Below are 16,744 nucleotides of genomic sequence, written 5' to 3' on the forward strand. Positions count from 1 at the left end.
CGATGGCAGAGATGAAACCGCGCGTGGCCCTCGGGCTCCAGGGGGGCGGCTCCTACGGCGCCTATGGCTGGGGCGTGATCGACCGGCTGCTGGAGGAGCATATCGAGATCGTCGCGGTCAGCGGCGCCAGCGCGGGCGCGCTGAACGGCGCCGCCCTGGTGGCGGGGCTGGCCACCGGCGGCGACGACGGCGGCCGGGAGGCCCTGGAGCGCCTGTGGCGGGCGACCGCCGAGCGCTCGCCCCTGCGCGGCTTCGAGGGGTTCGGGACCTATTTCGAGCCCTTCCTGGACCCGTTCGTCGCCCGGTCCCTGGCGCTGTTCCGCGAGGCCTCGGCCTATGTCTCGCCGTTCCTGCCGACGTTACGCGACATGCACCTGTTCCAGGCGGTGGTGCGCGCCAGCATCGACCTCGAGACCGTCGCCCGCCAGGAGCGGGTGCCGCTCTACGTCTCGGCCACCGACATCCTCACCGGGGCCGCGCGCCTGTTCACCGGGCCCGAGGTCACGCTCAAGGCGCTGATGGCCTCCTCGTGCCTGCCGGAGCTGTTCGCCCCGGTGGAGATCGACGGCCGGCGCTACTGGGACGGGGGCTACGCCGCCAACCCGGCCCTGGAGCCGCTGGTGTTCAACGGCCACGGCGCGACCGACCTGATCGTCCTGCAGCTGACGCCGTTCGTGACCGACGAGATCGGCCTGCTGCCCTCCGAGATCGCCGGGCGGGTCAGCGACATCAGCTTCAACGCCTGCCTGATGCGCGACCTGAAGGCGCTGACCGAGTTGCAGCGTTACGCCAGGGAAACGGACACCCGGGACGCCCGGATGGGGGCGGTGGCCGACATCAACATCCACCTGCTGCAGGCGCCCTGCGAGCTGGCCGGGGGCGAGATCAGCAAGCTCGACACCCGCTGGTCGACGATCGGCGCCCTGCGCGACCTCGGCCGGGCCACCGCCGAGCGTTGGCTGTCGGAATCCGGACACGCGATCGGCACCGATTCGAGCCTGCAGACCCTGGAGGCGGTGATCGCGCCCTGAGGCCGGGGAGGGGGCTCCAGCGCACCGGACACCGAAAAACACCCCTCCTCCCGGGCCGACCAAGTCGCCGATGCAGCGCCGGCCATGCGCGGACGGGGCTGGACAAACCCGGGTGGACCCCGCGATCTGGCGCGAAAGGGCTCGGTGGATCAGAGCGGACGACAGTGACCGGGATCAGGAACGCGGCGGCCGCGAGGCTTTCGGAGCGGCTCCACGGGTTTCGCAGCCTGGGCGACAATTGCGAGTTCGGCTTCGTCCAGCGCTACGGCGGCGTCGAGCCGTCCGGCCTGCTGCGGTTCTCCTACACGCCGATGGAGGATCTGATCCGCGGCCTGCGCTGCGGCTTCGCGGATTTCGGCGCGCCGGGCGACCTGCGCATCGCGGTGAGCGCCGGCGGCACCTATTACTGCCACAGCGTGGCCTACAACATCTGGGCGAACACCGGCCACCCCGCCGGCTCGATCGACCCGGAGGTGCTGGTCGAGCGCGAATACGGCCGCCTCGCCCACCTCAAGCGCAAGATGCTGGACGACCTCGCCGACGGGTCGAAGATCCTGGTGCGCAAGCTCGGCCGCGACACCCCGGATTCCGAGTTCGCGCGCCTGGCCGAGGCGGTCTGGGCGCACGGGCCCTCGACGCTGCTGCGCGTCACCGCGGCCGGGCCGGATTGGCGCCCGGAGCCCGCGCGGCGGGTCGCCGACCGGGTGATCGCCGGGCAGGTGCGCCGCTTCGCCCCCACCGAGCAGGCCTGGGAGGTCGATCTCGAGCCCTGGATCCACCTGGTCGACAGCGCCTACGCGCTGGCACACGGCCAGGCGCCGACCGACTTAGGGGCGGGGGCCTTCGCGGACGCCCTGACCCTGCCGTCCGGCCTGCGCCGGCATGCCGGGCGGCACCGGACCCCGGCGCTCAGCGCCTATACGCGGGCGGTCGATCCGGCCGACCTCGGCACCGACCGGGCCTACGTGTTCTCGACCTGGGTGTGGATCCCGGAGACGTTCGGCGGCGAACGGGTGTTTGCCGTCGCCGGGCACGGGCGCCTGGGTTGGCGCGACGCCGACCTGTCGCGGCGCGGCTGCTGGCAGCGGGTCTGGGCCGCCGGGCGGATGCGCCCGGGCGTCGACCGCGAACCCGTCGGGCTCGGCATGATCGGGACCCGGCAGGACCAGTTCTGGTCGTTCGGCGCGCGCTTCCACGAGGGCCCGATCCCGGAGGAGGGGGCCGCACCGACGGTCCGGATGCCGCCTGCCCGCTTACCCGGGCGGCGCCTGTTCGGCTGGCTGCGCTCCAAGCTGCCGTAGCGGCCACGTCCATCGCCGCGCCCGTGTCGGCGATCCTCGGTGCGCCGGGGCGGCCTCCCGGGCGCCGCACCGGCGCTCGATCGCTCACGCGCCAGTCCATGGCCCTGCAGGCGAGCCTGCCGGAAGCGGTGATCGGGAGCCGCCGACGCCCTGCAAGACCTCGACCTGTCGGCGGGTCTGGATCCTGGGCTCCGCTGCGCGGCCCCGGGATGACGGTGTGGTTCTGGGGGCGGCTGCCCGGATCCTGCGCCAGGACCATCAGGAGACATCCCGGACCGAACCATCGGGCCCCGGCCACACCCCCTCACGACCCATATCCGAAGTTCGCATAAGATATATTATGGAACCAAAGCCATCGAGGCGCCCGGGTGAGGGGGTCTGGCATGCCAGATGACCGGGTTCGCCGCCGGATCGGAGCGGCGTATCCCACCGGGCACTGGCCGGCCCCGAGAGCCAGCCCGATCGCCGGCGTCGCGAAACGGCCGCACGCCCGAGAAGCGGAGCGGCGGAACCGGGTGAGGGCGGTTCGAGCAACCCGGGTCAAAGCGCCCTCCCCGCGGCGTCACGCGGCGCGCCCGGCGAGCCGGCTCTGATCGAAGAAGATCCGGCCGTCCTGGGCGCGGCACTCGATCTGGTCCGACAACCGGCCCGGCCGGATCCGGATCGCCGCCGGCCGGGCCAGGGAATCGGCCTGGTCCAGGAAGCCGGCGGCGTCCATCGGCGCGTCGCGGCCGCCGCCGAGCCCGCGCCACCACAGCACCGCCTTCTCCCGCTCGTAGCCGCTGCGCTCGGGCCGCAGGCGCACCCGCCAATCGGCCGCGGCCGCGCCGTCCCGCCAGCCGAGCACGAGGTCGAGCCCGTCCGGAGCCGCCTCAAGGCTCAAATCCGTCACCGGATGCCAGGGCGCGTCCGCCTCCGGGGCAGGGCCGGCCGGCTCCACGGCCGGCACGATCTCGGCCGAGAGGATCGGCAGCTCGTCCTCGGCCGCGGCGTCGTGCAGGGCGGCCGGGTCGGCCTCGTCCTCCGGCTCGGTCCAGCAGGCCTCGCAGGTGGAAGCGTTCAGGGCGATCAGGGCGCCGCAGCCGGGGCAGGGCTTGGCGCGCAGGCCCCCTGCCCCGCCGAGCACCTGGGCGGCACTCTGCGCCGTCACGGCGTCCACCGGCCCGTGCATCCGCACCAGGCCGGCATAATCGAGGATCAGCGCGTCTTCCTTGCCGGGGGCGCAGCGCAGCGCCCGGCCGACCTGCTGGACGTAGAGGCCGGTGCTGCGGGTCGGGCGCAGCAGCGCCACGAGGTCGACCTCCGGGGCGTTGAAGCCGGTGCCGAGCACGCCCACCGAGGTCAGGCAGCGGATTTTTCCCGCCCGGAATGCCGCCACGATCCGGTCGCGCTCCCGGCGGGGCGTCTCGCCCGAGACCGTCTCGCAGGAATACCCCTCGGCCCGCACCGCGTCGCGCACGGCCTCGGCATGGGCGAGGCCGGCGCAGAAGGCGAGCCAGGCCCGGCGGCCGCTGCCGTACTCCGTCAGCTCGGCCACGGCGGCCCGGGTGATCCAGTCGCGGTTGACCGCCGCCTCCAGCTCCCCCGGGATGTAGTCGCCCCCGCGCCGGCCGACCCCGGAGACGTCGAGCTGGGTCAGGGTCGCCTTGGACACGAGGGGCGCCAGGAAACCGCGCCGGATCAGGTCGCCGGTATCGGCCTCGTAGGCGATCCCGGCGAACAGACGGCCCTCCCCTGCGTCGAGCCGGCCGGAATCGAGCCGGTAGGGGGTCGCGGTGAAACCCGCCACCCGCATCCCGGGGGTCAGCGCCTGCAGGCCCGCCAGGAACCGGCCGTAGCGGGTATGGGCGGCGCGGGGGATCAGGTGCGCCTCGTCGACGATCACGAGGTCGCGCGGGCCGACCACGTCGAGCCGGTCGGCCACGGACTGGATGCCGCAGACCAGGACCTGCGCCCCGGCCTCCCGCCGCCCGAGCCCGGCGGAGAAGATGCCGGCCGGCGCCTCCGGCCAGTAGCGGGTCAACTCGGAAAAGTTCTGGGCGACCAGCTCGCGACTGTGGGTGACGATCGCCACCCGGGCGAGGAGGTTTTTTGTGACGGCCTCCCGGGCGAGGGCGGCGATGACCAGGGCCTTGCCGGCCCCGGTGGGCAGCACGACCAGATGTCCGGGCGCCGCCGCGTCGCCCCCTCCCCGCCCCCAGGCGGCCGCGAGCGCGTCGAGGCTGGCGCGCTGGTAGTCCCGCAAGCGCAGCATGGCGGCGGGTCTAGCCCGGTCGGGCCGCCCTGTCCGTGGCGGCGGGGTCACGGATGGGGTCGGCGTCCATGCAGGGCGTGTGGACGCGGGTTCTCCCACCGCCCCCGCTCATCCTGAGGTGCCGCGCAGCGGCCCCGAAGGAGCCCGCCAGGGATCGCGCGGCTGGCTGGAGGGCTCCTGCGAGGTCTCCGCTGCGCTGCGCCGCCTCAGGATGAGGGGCGAGAGTGGGATAGTCGCGCGCGCAGCGCAGTGATTCAGGGCCGTCCAGGTCGGCAGGCTCTCATGCTCAGAGCCGTCGTAACAGGTAGATATCCATGATCCAGCCGTGCTGCGCCCGGGCCTCCGCCCGGACCGTCCGGATCTCGCCGCCGACCGTGCCGAGGCGGCCGGCAAGCAAAATCTCGTCCGGGCTGCCGAGATAGGCGCCCCAGTAGACCGTCAGATCCGGGTCGAGATGGGCGAAGCGCGGGTCGCCGTCGAGCATCACCACGACGCTGTCGGCCCCCTCCGGCCAGCCCGCGGCGAGGCGGCGCCCGGTGGTGATCAGCACCGGTCCGCCGATGGCGTTGAGCGGCACGCCGTGGCGGGCGGCCAGGACCTGCACGCTGGAGAGGCCGGGGATCACGGCGTAGCTCAGGGCGAGACGCCCGCGCGACGCAATGCGGTCGAGGATCCGCAGGGTGCTGTCGTAGAGGGCCGGGTCGCCCCAGACCAGGATCGCCCCGACCTGCCCGGCCTCGAGCTCCGCCGCGAAGGCCGTCTCCAGCCGCTCGGCCCGGGCCGCGTGCCAGGCCTCGACGGTGGCGCCGTAATCGGCCGGGTGGCGCTCCCGGGGCGGGTCCTCGACGGTGACGACCCGGTGGGGGTTTCGGATATGGGCGGCGCAGATCCGCTTGCGGATCTCCACGAGGTCGGCGGTCTCGGCGCGCTTGTCGAGCACGAACACCGCGTCGACATCGGAGAGCGCCCGCACCGCCTGGAGGGTCAGGTGCTCGGGATCGCCCGTGCCGATGCCGATGACCCGGATCTGCCTGTCCTGCATGCCGCTCTGTCCTCCGCCGGGGCGGGGGAGGGCCGGCGTCGGCGTCCCCTACCCGCGCCCGCCCGCTTTGGCGAGGATCGCCCGGGCGATGGTCAGGTCCTGGAGGGCGATGCCGGAGGAGTCGAACACCGTGATCGCCTCCGGGTCCGTCCGCGCGCCCTCCCCGCTTTCGAGCACGGCGCCGATCGCCCGCAGCTCCGCCGCCGCGGGGGCGTGCTGGAACTCGCCGATGGTGCGCGATTGCTCGGGCAGGTCGCAGTAGAGGGCCGCCCGTTCCAGCAGGGCCAGGGGCAGCTCCTGCTTGCCCTTGGCATCCGCCCCCATGGCGGCGACATGGGTGCCGGGGCGGACCCAATCGGCCTCGAACAACGGCGCCCGGGCGGGCGTCGCCGTGACGATCACGTCCGCGGCCCGGCAGGCCTCCTGGGGATCGGCCGCCCGCACCTCCACGGCGATCCCCTGCCCGCGCAGACGCTCGCCGAACCCCGCGACCTTGGCCGCGTCGCGCGCCACCACCAGCACGGTCCGGATCGGCAGGATCCGGGCGAGCGCCGCGCATTCGAACTCCGCCTGGTTGCCGGCCCCGAACACGGCGAGCACCGCCGAATCCGGCCGGGCCAGGACGCTCGCCGCCACCGCGTCGGCGGCAGCGGTGCGGTAGGCGTTGACGCGGCCCGCCTCGATCACCGTGTCGACCCGGCCGACATCCTGATCGAACAGCAGGATCACCGAATTGTGCCGCGGCAGGCCCCGGTCGGGATTGCCCGGCCAGAACGAGCCGACCTTCAGGCCGGCATAATCGGCGGTCGATCCCGACTTGATCGAGAACCGGTTGGTCGGCTCCGAGCCGTGCCCCAGCACCGCCGGGAACAGGGTGGTGCCCGGCGCGACCGCGGCGATCAGCGCCTCCCGGGCCGCCTCGAACGCCAGGGCGTGATCGACCAGGGCGGCGGATTCCTCTTCCGAGATGAAGCGCATGACGTGACGATCTCCAAGGTCATGGTTTCAAAAGGTCTGCGACCTTTTGCGGGTGCAGGGCAGAGCCCTGCTAGGATGCATCAGGGCCGGCTTTAGAATTTCTGCCCGATACCCCCCGCCAAAGGGCTCGCCCTTTGGGAACCCATGACGGTACAGACCCCATCACAACGTCATGCCGCGGGCGGTGACCGGCCAGACCGCCTCGACCCGGCCGTTCCGCACGGCGACATACCAGTCGTAGACGTTGACGGTCGGGTCGCAATGGCCCGGGATCAGCTTCAGGCGGTCGTTGAGCTTGAGCACGTTGCCGGGATCGCTGATCACCCCGTGCTCGTCCGAGCACTTGACGTATTCGACATCGCTCCGGCCGAACACCAGGGGCAGGCCGCTGTCGATGCTCTGAGCCTTCAGGCCGGCGTCGCAGATCGCGACATCGGCCTTGGCCTTGCTCATGATCGACGTGACGATGAACAGGCTGTTCTCGAAATCGCCGATCGGCTGACCGCTCGCATCCTTCACCCGCTGGTAGTCGGCGTCCATGAACACGTAGGAGCCGCATTGCAGCTCGTTGTAGACGCCGCTGCCGCCCTCCAGGGCGAAGCTGCCGGTGCCGGCGCCCGCCACGATGGCGCAATCGAGCCCTTCGGCCTTCAGCAGGTCGACGGTGCGCTTCGTGTCGTCGATTGCCGTCTGGATCAGCGCCTTGCGCTCGGCGTAGTCGCGCACGTGCTGCGCCCGGCCCTGATAGGCCTGCAGCCCGGCAAATGTGAGCCCCGGCGCCGCCGCGATCCGCTTGGCGATCGCCACGGCCGGCTCGCCCGGGGCGACGCCGCAGCGGCCGGCGCCGACATCGATCTCCACCAGGGCCTCGAGGGTGACGCCGTACTTCACCGCCGCCGCTGAGAGGTCATCGACATTGCCGAGGTCGTCGACGCAGACCAGAACCCGCGCCCGGGTGGCGAGCGCGGCCAGGCGCTCGATCTTCTGGGGCGCCACGACCTGGTTCGACACGAGCACGTCGCGGATGCCGGCGCTGACCAGGGCCTCGGCCTCGCTGACCTTCTGGCAGCAGACGCCGCAGGCCCCGCCCCGCTCGATCTGCACGGTCGCGATGTCGGAGGATTTGTGCGTCTTGGCATGGGCCCGGTGGCGCAGGCCGTTCTCCTTCATGAAGCGGCCGAGCTTGTCGACATTGCGCTCGAACGCGTCGAGATCGACCATCAGGCAGGGGGTGTCGATCTCCTCGACCGGCATGCCGACGCGGGCGGGAATGTTGTTGCGCATGGGTTTTCCTCCTGTCGGGGCGTCTTCTTGGTTCGCGGTCGCGGAAGTTCAGGTCACGGGGCGAGACCCAAAAGCTCGGCGATGCGCGGCGTCGCCTTGATGCCGGTGCCGGTGAGCACCACCGCGACGGTCTCGTCGGGGCGGATCGCGCCGCTGGCGGTCAGGTCGGTCAGCGCCGCCGCGGCCATGGCGCAGGTCGGCTCGACGTAGAGGCCGGAGCGGGCGAGCTCCATCAGCGCCGCCTCGATCGCGGCCTCCGAGACCGCCACGGTGCCGCCCCCGGAGCGGCGGAGCGCCGCCAGCACCGCCCGGCCGCGCACCGGCTGGGCGATGGACGCGCCCTCAGCGAGGGTCGGGCGCGGGGTGACCGGCACATAATCCTCGGCCTCCGCCTCGAAGCCGGCATGCAGGGGCGCGCAATGGGCCGGCTGCACCGCGTAGAGGCGCGGCAGCCGGGCGATCGCCCCCCGGCGCAGCAGCTCCGAGAAGCCGATATCACAGCCCAGGATGTTGCTGCCCGCCCCGCACGGGATGATCACCGCGTCGGGGGCGGAGAAGCCCAGATCCTCCCACAGCTCGTAGGCGAGCGTCTTGGTGCCCTGGAGGAAATGCGCCTGCCAGTTGTGGCTGGCATAGAAGATCTCCTCGGCCTGCCGCACGGCCGCGTCCGCGGTGTCCTGGCGGGTGCCGGGGATCAGCTCGACCTCGGCGCCGGCGGCGCGCATCTGCACGGTCTTGGCCGGCGAGGTCGAGGCCGGGACCAGGATCTTGGCCCGCATCCCGGCGGCGGCCGCGTAGGTCGCCACGGCGGCGCCGCCGTTGCCGGACGAATCCTCCAGCACCGCGTCGATGCCCTGCTGGCGCAGGATCGACAGCATCACGGAGGCGCCGCGATCCTTGAAGCTGCCAGAGGGGGCGAACCATTCGAGCTTGAAATGGGCCTGGCGCCCCCGCCAGGGCCGGCGCACCAGCGGCGTGCAGCCCTCCCCCAGCGAGACCGGATCCGTGACCGCCACCGGCAGCGCCGCCGCGTAGCGCCAGAGCGAGCGCTGCCCGGTATCGATCTGTCCCCGGTCGATCCCGGGCAGCGGCGAGATCATCAGCGGGCCACCCGAATCACCCCGCCAGCGCGGGATCTCGATCGGGTAGGAGGCGCCGGTGGCGGGGTCGATATAGGCTGGGGGCATGCGCATCACGGCTCGGGAATCCGGGGCAGCTCGGGTAGTGTATACATAATAATCCGACCTGGCACGTCGGCCGTGGGACGTCCGGGATCCTGTGCGGATGCGGAGCGGGGCTCTCTTGCCACATCAGGGCTCCGCTCTGATCACCCGCCAAAGGGCTGGCCCTTTGGGAACCCCGGACTATCCAAGCCGCATCAGGCCGCCAGATCCAGGCCCACGGCCTCCGGCGCGTGCTCGGCGGCCACCGCCTCGGCGACGAGCTCGGCGGTGGCGCCTGAGAGGGTCCAGCCGAGATGGCCGTGGCCGGTGTTGTAGAACACGCCCTTCCGGCGGCCGCGGCCGACCTTGGGCAGCATGTTCGGCAGCATCGGGCGCAGGCCGCTCCAGGCCACGACCCGGTCGGTGTCGACCAGCGGGAACTGCTCCCGGGTCCAGTCGATCAGCGGCTGCACCCGGTCGTGGCGGATGTCGCGGTTGAAGCCGTTGAACTCGGCGGTGCCGGCGACCCGCAGGCGCTCGTCGCCGAGCCGGCTGGTGACGATCTTGGCCGCCTCGTCGAGGATGCTGACCTCCGGGGCCGCCTTCTGCGCCTGCGGGGTCAGCAGGTTGACGGTGATCGAGTAGCCCTTCACCGGGTAGACGTTGACCCGGTCTCCGAGCATCGCGGCGAAGCGCCGGCTGGCGCAGCCCGCGCAGATCACCACCGCGTCGGCCCGCAGCACCTGCGCGTCGGCGGCCGGCCGGTCGGCAAGATGGCCTGCTTGACGCCAGCCGATGGCGTAGCCCCCCTCCCCGGCGGCGATCGTCTCGACGTTGGCGTCGTGGACGAAGCGGACGCCCTTGCGGGCGCAGGCGGCGGCGAGGCCGCGGGTGAATTTGTGGATGTCGCCGGTAGCGTCCGACGGGGTGAAGTAGCCGCCCGCATAGGTGCCGGCCAGCGTCGGCTCGATCGCCCGGATCTCCTCCGGGGTCACGGCGTAGCGCTCGAGCCCGCCCTCCTGCAGCAGGGCGTTGACGGCGTGCGCCTTCTCGAAGCTCGCCCGGTCCCGGTAGAAATGCAGGATGCCGCGGGTCTTAAGGTCGAAATCGATCCCCTCGGCCTCCGCCATGGCGAACAGGGCGGTGCGCGCCTTGAGCGCCAGCCGCACGGTCTCCACGGTGTTCTGCCGGTAATGGGCGATCTCGCGCATGAACTCCGCCATCCAGGACAGCTTGTGCCAGGACGGGGTGGGATTCATCAGGAGCGGCGCGTCGCGGCGCATCATCCACTGGATGCCGTGGAGCACGGTGGAGAGCTTGTTCCAGACCTCGGCGTTGCAGGCCGAGAGCTGGCCGCCATTGGCGAAGGAGGTCTCCATGGCGGCGTAGCGCTGCCGGTCGACGACGGTGACGCTGTAGCCGCGCCGGGCGAGCGCATAGGCGGTGGTCACGCCGGTGATGCCGGCGCCGATGATGGCGATGTGGGTCATGATGGGTACTCCGGGACGTGCGGACGCGGGAAGGCCGCCCCTTGCGGGTTGGCCGGTTGCGCGCCCCATCTGTCCCGGTGCCTGAGAGCTTGATCCGGCCGGCCCTGGCGAGGCTGGCACGGACGTCCCCTTCGGCGGGTGCCCACGGAGAAATCCGCTGCACCGCTCTCCAGATCGCCCTGACGACACGGTTCCGGTGCCTGAGAGTTTCCGGGGCGGTTGCTCCGTCGGCGCCGGGCCCCCTCTGGCGGGTGGATCCCGGTCTCTCCCGCATCGTCGTGATGGGCTGAGACGGGATACCCCGATTCGGCCGACCGGGTGAAGGCCGGGCGCCCCGTCCCGGCCGACAGCGCGGCCGCCCTGTCACCCGCCGGGAGCGATCCCGGCGCTGGCCGGTTGACCGGTCGAGGCCGAGGAGACGCCCCGATGCTGACCAGGACCGCGATCTACGAGGGCACGGTGCGCGACGGCCGGGACGAGGAGTTCTTCCGCCGGGTCCGGGACGAGCTGGAGCCGTTCTGGCGGCGCTTCCCGGGAGTGACCGCGGTGCGGGTGCAGCGCCTCGTCTCCAAGGATGCCGACGCCCGGCCGATCGCCATGATCCTGGAGATGGATTTTCCCGATCAGGCGGCGCTCGACGCCTGCCTGGCCTCCTCGATCCGCCCGGAATCCCACGCCGCCACCGAGACGGTGATGCAGATGTTCGACGGCCGGTTCTACCATCTCGTCAGCGCGGCCCGCAGCCTGGAGGTCATGGGCTAGGGGCGGATGCGCGGCCGCCGGAGCGGGATCCGGCGTTGCGAATCGGTTTCGGTTCCCCTAGCCTCGTCCCCGTCGCGCTCGATCGAGGGAGGGGCTGCATGATAACTGTCGTTGCCGTCCTCCCCGCAGGAATCGCCGGCGTCGCCGCCTGGATCGGCTAGCCGCCTTCCCGCCGCGCCCGGCCCCACGGCCCCGGCGCCCCTGAGCCCTCCTCCCGTCTGACCTCGCCGGCCCGCGTCGCATCCGATGCCGGGCCCGCGCCTCTCGGAGCCGACGCCTGCGCGTCGGGCATAGGCATGTCTCTGTCCTCCCCCCGGCGGGCGGGCGCGGTCCGCCGCGTCCTCGCCTTCGTCGTCCGCGGCTGGCGCAAGCGCTGGCCCCTGGTCGCCGGCCTGTCCGGCGCGATCACGCTGGCCACCTTCGCGGAGGTGATGCTGCCGCTCTACGCGGGCCGGCTGGTCGACGCGCTCACCGGGCCCGAGCGCCAGGCGGCCCTGGCGGCCGCCCTGCCCGCCTTCCTGGCGATGACGGCGCTCGGCCTCGCCACCGCGCTGCTGCGCCACGTCGCCTGGAGCCTCGTGGTGCCGCTCACCCTCCACACCATGAGCGACATGGCCCGGGACGGCTTCGCCCGGGTCCAGCGCTTCTCCACCGAGTGGCACGCCAACACCTTCTCGGGCTCCACCGTCCGGAAGATCTCCCGCGGCATGTGGGCCCTCGACGGGCTCAACGACACGCTGCTGCTGGCGCTGCTGCCCGCCCTGGTGGTGCTCCTGGGCACCGCCCTCGTGCTCGGCCTGCATTGGCCGGCCCTCGGCGCGGTGGTGGCGCTCGGGGCCGCCGCCTATGTCGGCGCCACCGCCCTCCTGGCGACCCGGGTCATCGCGCCGGCGGCCGCGCTCTCGAACGCCCTCGACACGCGGCTCGGCGGCGCCCTGAGCGACGCGATCGGCAACAACGCCGTGGTCAAGGCCTTCGGCGCCGAGGGCCGGGAGGAGGCGCGCCTCGGCCGGCTCCTGGCCAAGTGGCAGCGGCGCACGCACCGCACCTGGATGATCATCACCTGGAGCGGCACCGGCCAGCTCGGGCTGCTGCTGGCGCTGCGCACCGCCATCGTCGCCACCGCCCTCTGGCTGTGGTGGCGCGGGGAGGCGAGCCCGGGCGACGTCGCCTACGTGCTCACCACCACCTTCGTGGTGCACGGCTACCTGCGCGAGGTCGGCGGCCACATCAACCACCTGCAGCGGGCGATCAACGAGATGGAGGAGCTGGTCGCGCTGGCGGCCGAGCCCGTCGGCGTCCCTGACCGGCCGGGCGCGGTCCCGCTCGCGGTCGCGGGCGGCACGATCCGCTTCGCGGATGTGCGCTTCCATTACGGCGCCCACGGAAACCCGCTCTACGACGGGCTGTCGGTGACGATCCCGGCGGGCCAGCGGGTCGGGCTGGTCGGCCGCTCGGGCTCGGGCAAGACCACCTTCGTCAAGCTGATCCAGCGGCTCTACGACGTCTCGGGCGGTCGGGTGACCATCGACGGGCAGGACGTGGCGGCGGCGACCCAGGCCAGCCTGCGGGCGCAGGTCGCGATCGTGCCCCAGGAGCCGGTGCTGTTCCACCGGTCGCTGGCCGAGAACATCGCCTATGCCCGGCCCGGCGCCTCGGCGCAGGACATCGAGCGGGCGGCCCGGCTCGCCAACGCGCACGATTTCATCGCGCGGCTGCCCAAGGGCTACGCCACGCTGGTGGGCGAGCGCGGCGTCAAGCTCTCGGGCGGCGAGCGCCAGCGGGTGGCGCTGGCCCGCGCCTTCCTGGCGGACGCGCCGATCCTGATCCTGGACGAGGCGACCTCGAGCCTCGACTCGGAATCCGAGGCCCTGGTCCAGGAGGCGATGGCGCGGCTGATGCACGGGCGCACCGCGATCGTGATCGCCCACCGGCTCTCGACCGTGCAGGCGCTGGACCGGATCCTCGTGTTCGACCGCGGACGCATCGTCGAGGACGGCCCCCACGCCGCCCTGATGCGCCGCCCGGGCGGGGCCTACCGGGCCCTGTTCGAGCGCCAATCCGTCCTGGCGGAGAGCGCGTGAGGGCCGCGCGCGGCGCGTGCGTTTTCCTCACGCGCCGCGTGAGCGTTTCAGGGATTGTCCGGTTGGGATCCCGGGTCTACCCCCGTCGGGTTTCCGGACGGGACCCGGCATCATGACCCTCCATACCGGCCAGTGCCATTGCGGCGCGGTGCGCTTCCGGGCGCGGCTCGGCGACGGCTTCGCATCGATCCGCCGCTGCACCTGCTCCTATTGCCGGATGCGCGGCGCCGTGGTCGCCATGGCGGAGGCGGGCGGGGTCGAGATCCTGGAGGGCGCGGAGGCGCTGACCCGCTACCGGTTCCACACCGGCACGGCGGAGCATTTCTTCTGCGCCCGCTGCGGGATCTACACCCACCATCAGCGGCGCTCGAACCAGGCCCTCTACGCCGTGAACGTGGCGTGCCTGGACGGGGTCAGCCCGTTCGACTTCGCCGCGGTGCCGGTCATGGACGGGGTCAACCACACCAACGATACCGGCCGGCCGACCCGCCGGGCCGGCACGCTGCGGTTCATCCCGGCCGATTAGGAAGCGCCGGGAGCCCGGCCGCGAGGGCGTCGATCGCCACCCGGAGGCGGGCGGTCATCAGGCTGTCCGTCGGCCAGACCAGGTGGATCGGCAGGCCGGGCGGTTCGCGCGCCGCCAGGACCGGCCGCAGACGCGCCTGCCCCGGATGCCCCTGCCCCGGATGCCCCTCCTCCAAATGCCCCTCCCCCAGGAGCGGCTGCGCCAGCCACAGCGGAACCTGCGCGAGGCCGAGCCCGGCCCGGGCCGCCAGCAGCGCCGCCTCGACATGGCCGACCCGGATCCGGGCGCGGAGCGGAACCTGCATGAGCCGGCCCCCGACCGCGAAGCGCCAGGGCTCGACCCGGCGGTCGCGCAGGATTCCGATGCAGTCATGGGCCGCCAGGGCGTCGAGATCCTCCGGCATGCCCCGCCGGTCGAGATAGGCCGGCGCCGCGCAGGTGACCGAGCGCTGCGTGCCGCACCGCCGGGCCGTGAGCCCGAGCGTGTCGGGCAGCGCCCCGATCCGGACCGCCAGGTCGATCCGGTCATCGATGAGATGGGTCGGCCGGTTGGAGAACAAAGCCTCCAGCTCCAGCCCCCGGTGCCGCTCCATCAGCGCCAGCAGGATCGGCATCACGCAGTCGCGCCCGAACAGGACCGGCATGGCGATGCGCAGCCGGCCGACCGGATCGGCGGCCCGGTCGGCCAGCCGGGCCTCGAGCCCGGCCTCGGCCCGCTCCAGCTCGGCGAGCGCCCGCAGGCAGCTGTCGCGAAAGAGCCGCCCCTCGTCGGTCAGCGACAGGCTGCGGGTCGTGCGCAGGAACAGCCGGGTGCGCAGGCGCGCCTCGAGACGCCCCACCGCCTTGGCGATGGTCGACTTGGACTGGCCCAGCTGCCGCGCCGCCCCGGTGAAGCTGCCGGCCTCCGCGGTCTGCAGGAAGGCCCGGATCCCCTGAAGCCGCTCGCTCGCGATGGTCACCGGTGATTTCCGAACTGAATTCGCCAATCCGGGGATGAGATATCGCCCCGGGCGCATGTCCTTCAACGCTATACGGGCCTCGGCCCCGGGCCACGCCCCGTGCGGGTCCCGATGCCCACACATCCGCGTGCGCAGGCCGCGACGCACCCCCTCCCCATGCGGGAAAGCGAGCCCGCGGCTTTTCCGGGTGCCGACGGGTGAATCCGCGGGCCCCGGAGGGGAGGGAAAGGCCCGTCGATCGGCCGGAGCCCTCATCCGCCACCCCGGCGCGGCCGGCAGGAGCGGGCGCGCCTCAGACCTCCGTTCCACATCCCACGCGAGGAAACCATGTCCTCTCCCGCCCCCGTATCGCGCTGGATCGCCCTGCTCGGCGTCGCGATCGCCAGCTTCGTCGGCTGCCTCGACTTCACCATCGTCAACACCGCCATCCCGGACATCCAGCGGGCGCTGGCGGCCACGGTCGGCGAGACGCAGTGGATCGTGACGATCTTCGTGATGGCCCTGTCGGCCTTCATGGTGGTGGGCGGCCGGCTGGCCGACCTCTACGGCCGGCGCCGGATGCTCCAGGGCGGGCTCGTCCTGTTCGCCCTCGCTTCGCTGGGGGCGGGCCTCGCCGGCACGGTCGGCCAGTTGGTCGCCTTCCGGTTCGTCCAGGGCCTGGGCGCGGCCGTCCTGTACACGGCTTCGGCCGCCATTGTGGCCGAGGCCTTCCCGGAGGCGGAGCGGGGCCGGGCGATCGGCCTCCTGTTCGCCGGAAACGGCCTCGGGCTGGCGCTGGGGCCGGTGGCGGGCGGCATCCTGGTGGCGCTGTGGGGCTGGCGCGGGGTGTTCCTGATCAACCTGCCGTTCCTCGCCCTGTCCGGCCTGCTGTGCGGCCTGAGCGTGCGCGAATCCCGCGATCCCGCCCCCGGCGGCATCGACTGGCCGGGGCTGGCCCTGCTGGTTCCCGGGATGCTGCTGCTCCTGTTCGGGATCAGCAGGATCCCCGATGCCGGCTGGACGGCGCCGGGTACCACGGGATCCATCCTGGGCGGCGCGGTGCTGCTGGCGGCCTTCCTGCAGGTCGAAGCGCGGGCGTCCGCCCCGTTGATCCGCCTCGACCTCTTCGCCAACGGCCTCTTCCGGGAGGCCGCCATCGCCACCGTCGCGCTGGCCTTCTTCTACTGCGCGGCATTCTTCATGATGCCGCTCTATCTCAGCGACATCCGGCGGATCGCGCCCGTCCAGGTCGGCTTGGCGCTCCTGCCGACCACCGCCCTGGTGGCGCTGTCCTCCCCGGTGGTCGGACGCCTCGTCGACCGCGGCGGCCCCCGCCCGCTGCTGCGCGCCGGGCTGGCCCTGCTGGCCGGCTCCGCCGCCGTGCAGACGCTCTTCACCGCCGAGACCCCCCTGCCCCTGCTCCTCGCCGGCTTCGCCCTGATGGGCCTGGGCTGGGGCTGCGTCCTCGGCCCCTCGACCGTGGCGGCGATCGGCGCCGTCGGCGAGGCCGCGGGCGGGGTCGCCATGGGCGTGTCGTGGACCCTGCACAATCTCGGCGGGGCCCTCGGCCTGGCCCTGGCGAGCGCCGTCTACCGCGCGGCCGAGCCCGCCGGCCCGGCCGCCGGCTACCATGCCGGCATGGGGTTTCTGGTGGCCGTGACGGTCGGGGCGCTGCTCGTCACCGTCTGGCTCGGCCGGGGCCGGCGGGCGGTTCTGCAGCCCTGAGGTTCGCCCCTCCGCCCCGCCATCCGGGGCGCCGTGGGCGAACCCGAAGCCGGCAGGGCCGCCGCCGGCGCGCGAACCTGGCCCGCGGCGTCCGCTGCGCCGAAACCCGCTGGGACAAGGCCGAGACCTGTAATCGATCGACAAAACCAAACATAAACCATATTTTC

At 72.8% G+C, this 16,744-nt stretch carries 13 protein-coding genes and 2 riboswitches; of the genes, 6 read left to right on the plus strand and 7 right to left on the minus strand.

The window, feature by feature from the left end:
- The first annotated feature begins 11 nt into the window (after positions 1-11).
- Positions 12-1,031 carry a patatin-like phospholipase family protein gene (locus WYO_RS06580; RefSeq protein ID WP_165486547.1) on the plus strand — a complete coding sequence of 340 codons (1,020 nt, stop codon included), beginning with the start codon at positions 12-14 and terminating at the stop codon, positions 1,029-1,031.
- Between the two features lie 164 nt (positions 1,032-1,195).
- Entirely contained in the window at positions 1,196-2,332 is a 1,137-nt protein-coding gene (locus WYO_RS06585) for a hypothetical protein (RefSeq protein WP_007560506.1), read from the plus strand.
- A gap of 562 nt (positions 2,333-2,894) precedes the next feature.
- Here WYO_RS06585 and WYO_RS06590 read toward each other — a convergent pair.
- From WYO_RS06590 to WYO_RS06615, 6 genes are all read right to left on the minus strand, one after another.
- Entirely contained in the window at positions 2,895-4,586 is a 1,692-nt protein-coding gene (locus WYO_RS06590; RefSeq protein WP_007560508.1) for a DEAD/DEAH box helicase, read from the minus strand.
- A gap of 286 nt (positions 4,587-4,872) precedes the next feature.
- Complete coding sequence (gene cobF / locus WYO_RS06595; RefSeq protein ID WP_007560510.1) at positions 4,873-5,628, minus strand: precorrin-6A synthase (deacetylating); 756 nt, start codon at positions 5,626-5,628, stop codon at positions 4,873-4,875.
- A gap of 48 nt (positions 5,629-5,676) precedes the next feature.
- Entirely contained in the window at positions 5,677-6,606 is a 930-nt protein-coding gene (locus WYO_RS06600; RefSeq protein WP_007560512.1) for an ornithine cyclodeaminase family protein, read from the minus strand.
- A gap of 162 nt (positions 6,607-6,768) precedes the next feature.
- On the minus strand, positions 6,769-7,890 hold the full coding sequence (locus WYO_RS06605; protein WP_007560514.1) for a DSD1 family PLP-dependent enzyme: 1,122 nt from the start codon (positions 7,888-7,890) through the stop codon (positions 6,769-6,771).
- A 53-nt stretch (positions 7,891-7,943) separates the two neighbouring features.
- Complete coding sequence (locus WYO_RS06610; protein ID WP_039902438.1) at positions 7,944-9,077, minus strand: pyridoxal-phosphate dependent enzyme; 1,134 nt, start codon at positions 9,075-9,077, stop codon at positions 7,944-7,946.
- A 191-nt stretch (positions 9,078-9,268) separates the two neighbouring features.
- A complete protein-coding gene (locus WYO_RS06615; RefSeq protein WP_007560518.1) occupies positions 9,269-10,543 on the minus strand; it encodes a D-amino acid dehydrogenase in 1,275 nt (424 codons plus the stop codon).
- Between the two features lie 67 nt (positions 10,544-10,610).
- Positions 10,611-10,718: riboswitch (glycine riboswitch) on the minus strand.
- 3 nt (positions 10,719-10,721) lie between these two features.
- Positions 10,722-10,824: riboswitch (glycine riboswitch) on the minus strand.
- A 145-nt stretch (positions 10,825-10,969) separates the two neighbouring features.
- Between WYO_RS06615 and WYO_RS06620 the strand changes: the two genes are divergently transcribed.
- The 3 genes from WYO_RS06620 (at position 10,970) to WYO_RS06630 (ending at position 13,915) form a co-directional block, all read left to right on the plus strand.
- Positions 10,970-11,305: a hypothetical protein gene (locus tag WYO_RS06620; protein WP_007560520.1), complete on the plus strand. Its 336-nt coding sequence runs from the start codon at positions 10,970-10,972 to the stop codon at positions 11,303-11,305.
- A gap of 296 nt (positions 11,306-11,601) precedes the next feature.
- Positions 11,602-13,389 (plus strand): ABC transporter ATP-binding protein, encoded by a 1,788-nt coding sequence (locus WYO_RS06625; RefSeq protein WP_007560521.1) that lies wholly within the window; start codon positions 11,602-11,604, stop codon positions 13,387-13,389.
- A gap of 112 nt (positions 13,390-13,501) precedes the next feature.
- On the plus strand, positions 13,502-13,915 hold the full coding sequence (locus tag WYO_RS06630) for a GFA family protein (protein ID WP_007560522.1): 414 nt from the start codon (positions 13,502-13,504) through the stop codon (positions 13,913-13,915).
- Here the strand turns inward: WYO_RS06630 and WYO_RS06635 are convergent.
- Positions 13,899-14,873: a LysR family transcriptional regulator gene (locus WYO_RS06635; protein WP_007560523.1), complete on the minus strand. Its 975-nt coding sequence runs from the start codon at positions 14,871-14,873 to the stop codon at positions 13,899-13,901. The genes WYO_RS06630 and WYO_RS06635 overlap by 17 nt on opposite strands.
- A 327-nt stretch (positions 14,874-15,200) precedes the next feature.
- On the opposite strand from WYO_RS06635, the gene WYO_RS06640 reads away from it, so the two are divergent.
- Positions 15,201-16,577 (plus strand): MFS transporter, encoded by a 1,377-nt coding sequence (locus WYO_RS06640; RefSeq protein ID WP_007560524.1) that lies wholly within the window; start codon positions 15,201-15,203, stop codon positions 16,575-16,577.
- Positions 16,578-16,744: the final 167 nt, after the last annotated feature.

It is taken from the genome of Methylobacterium sp. GXF4 (genome assembly GCF_000272495.1).
In the GTDB taxonomy this organism is placed as follows: Bacteria; Pseudomonadota; Alphaproteobacteria; order Rhizobiales; family Beijerinckiaceae; genus Methylobacterium; species Methylobacterium brachiatum.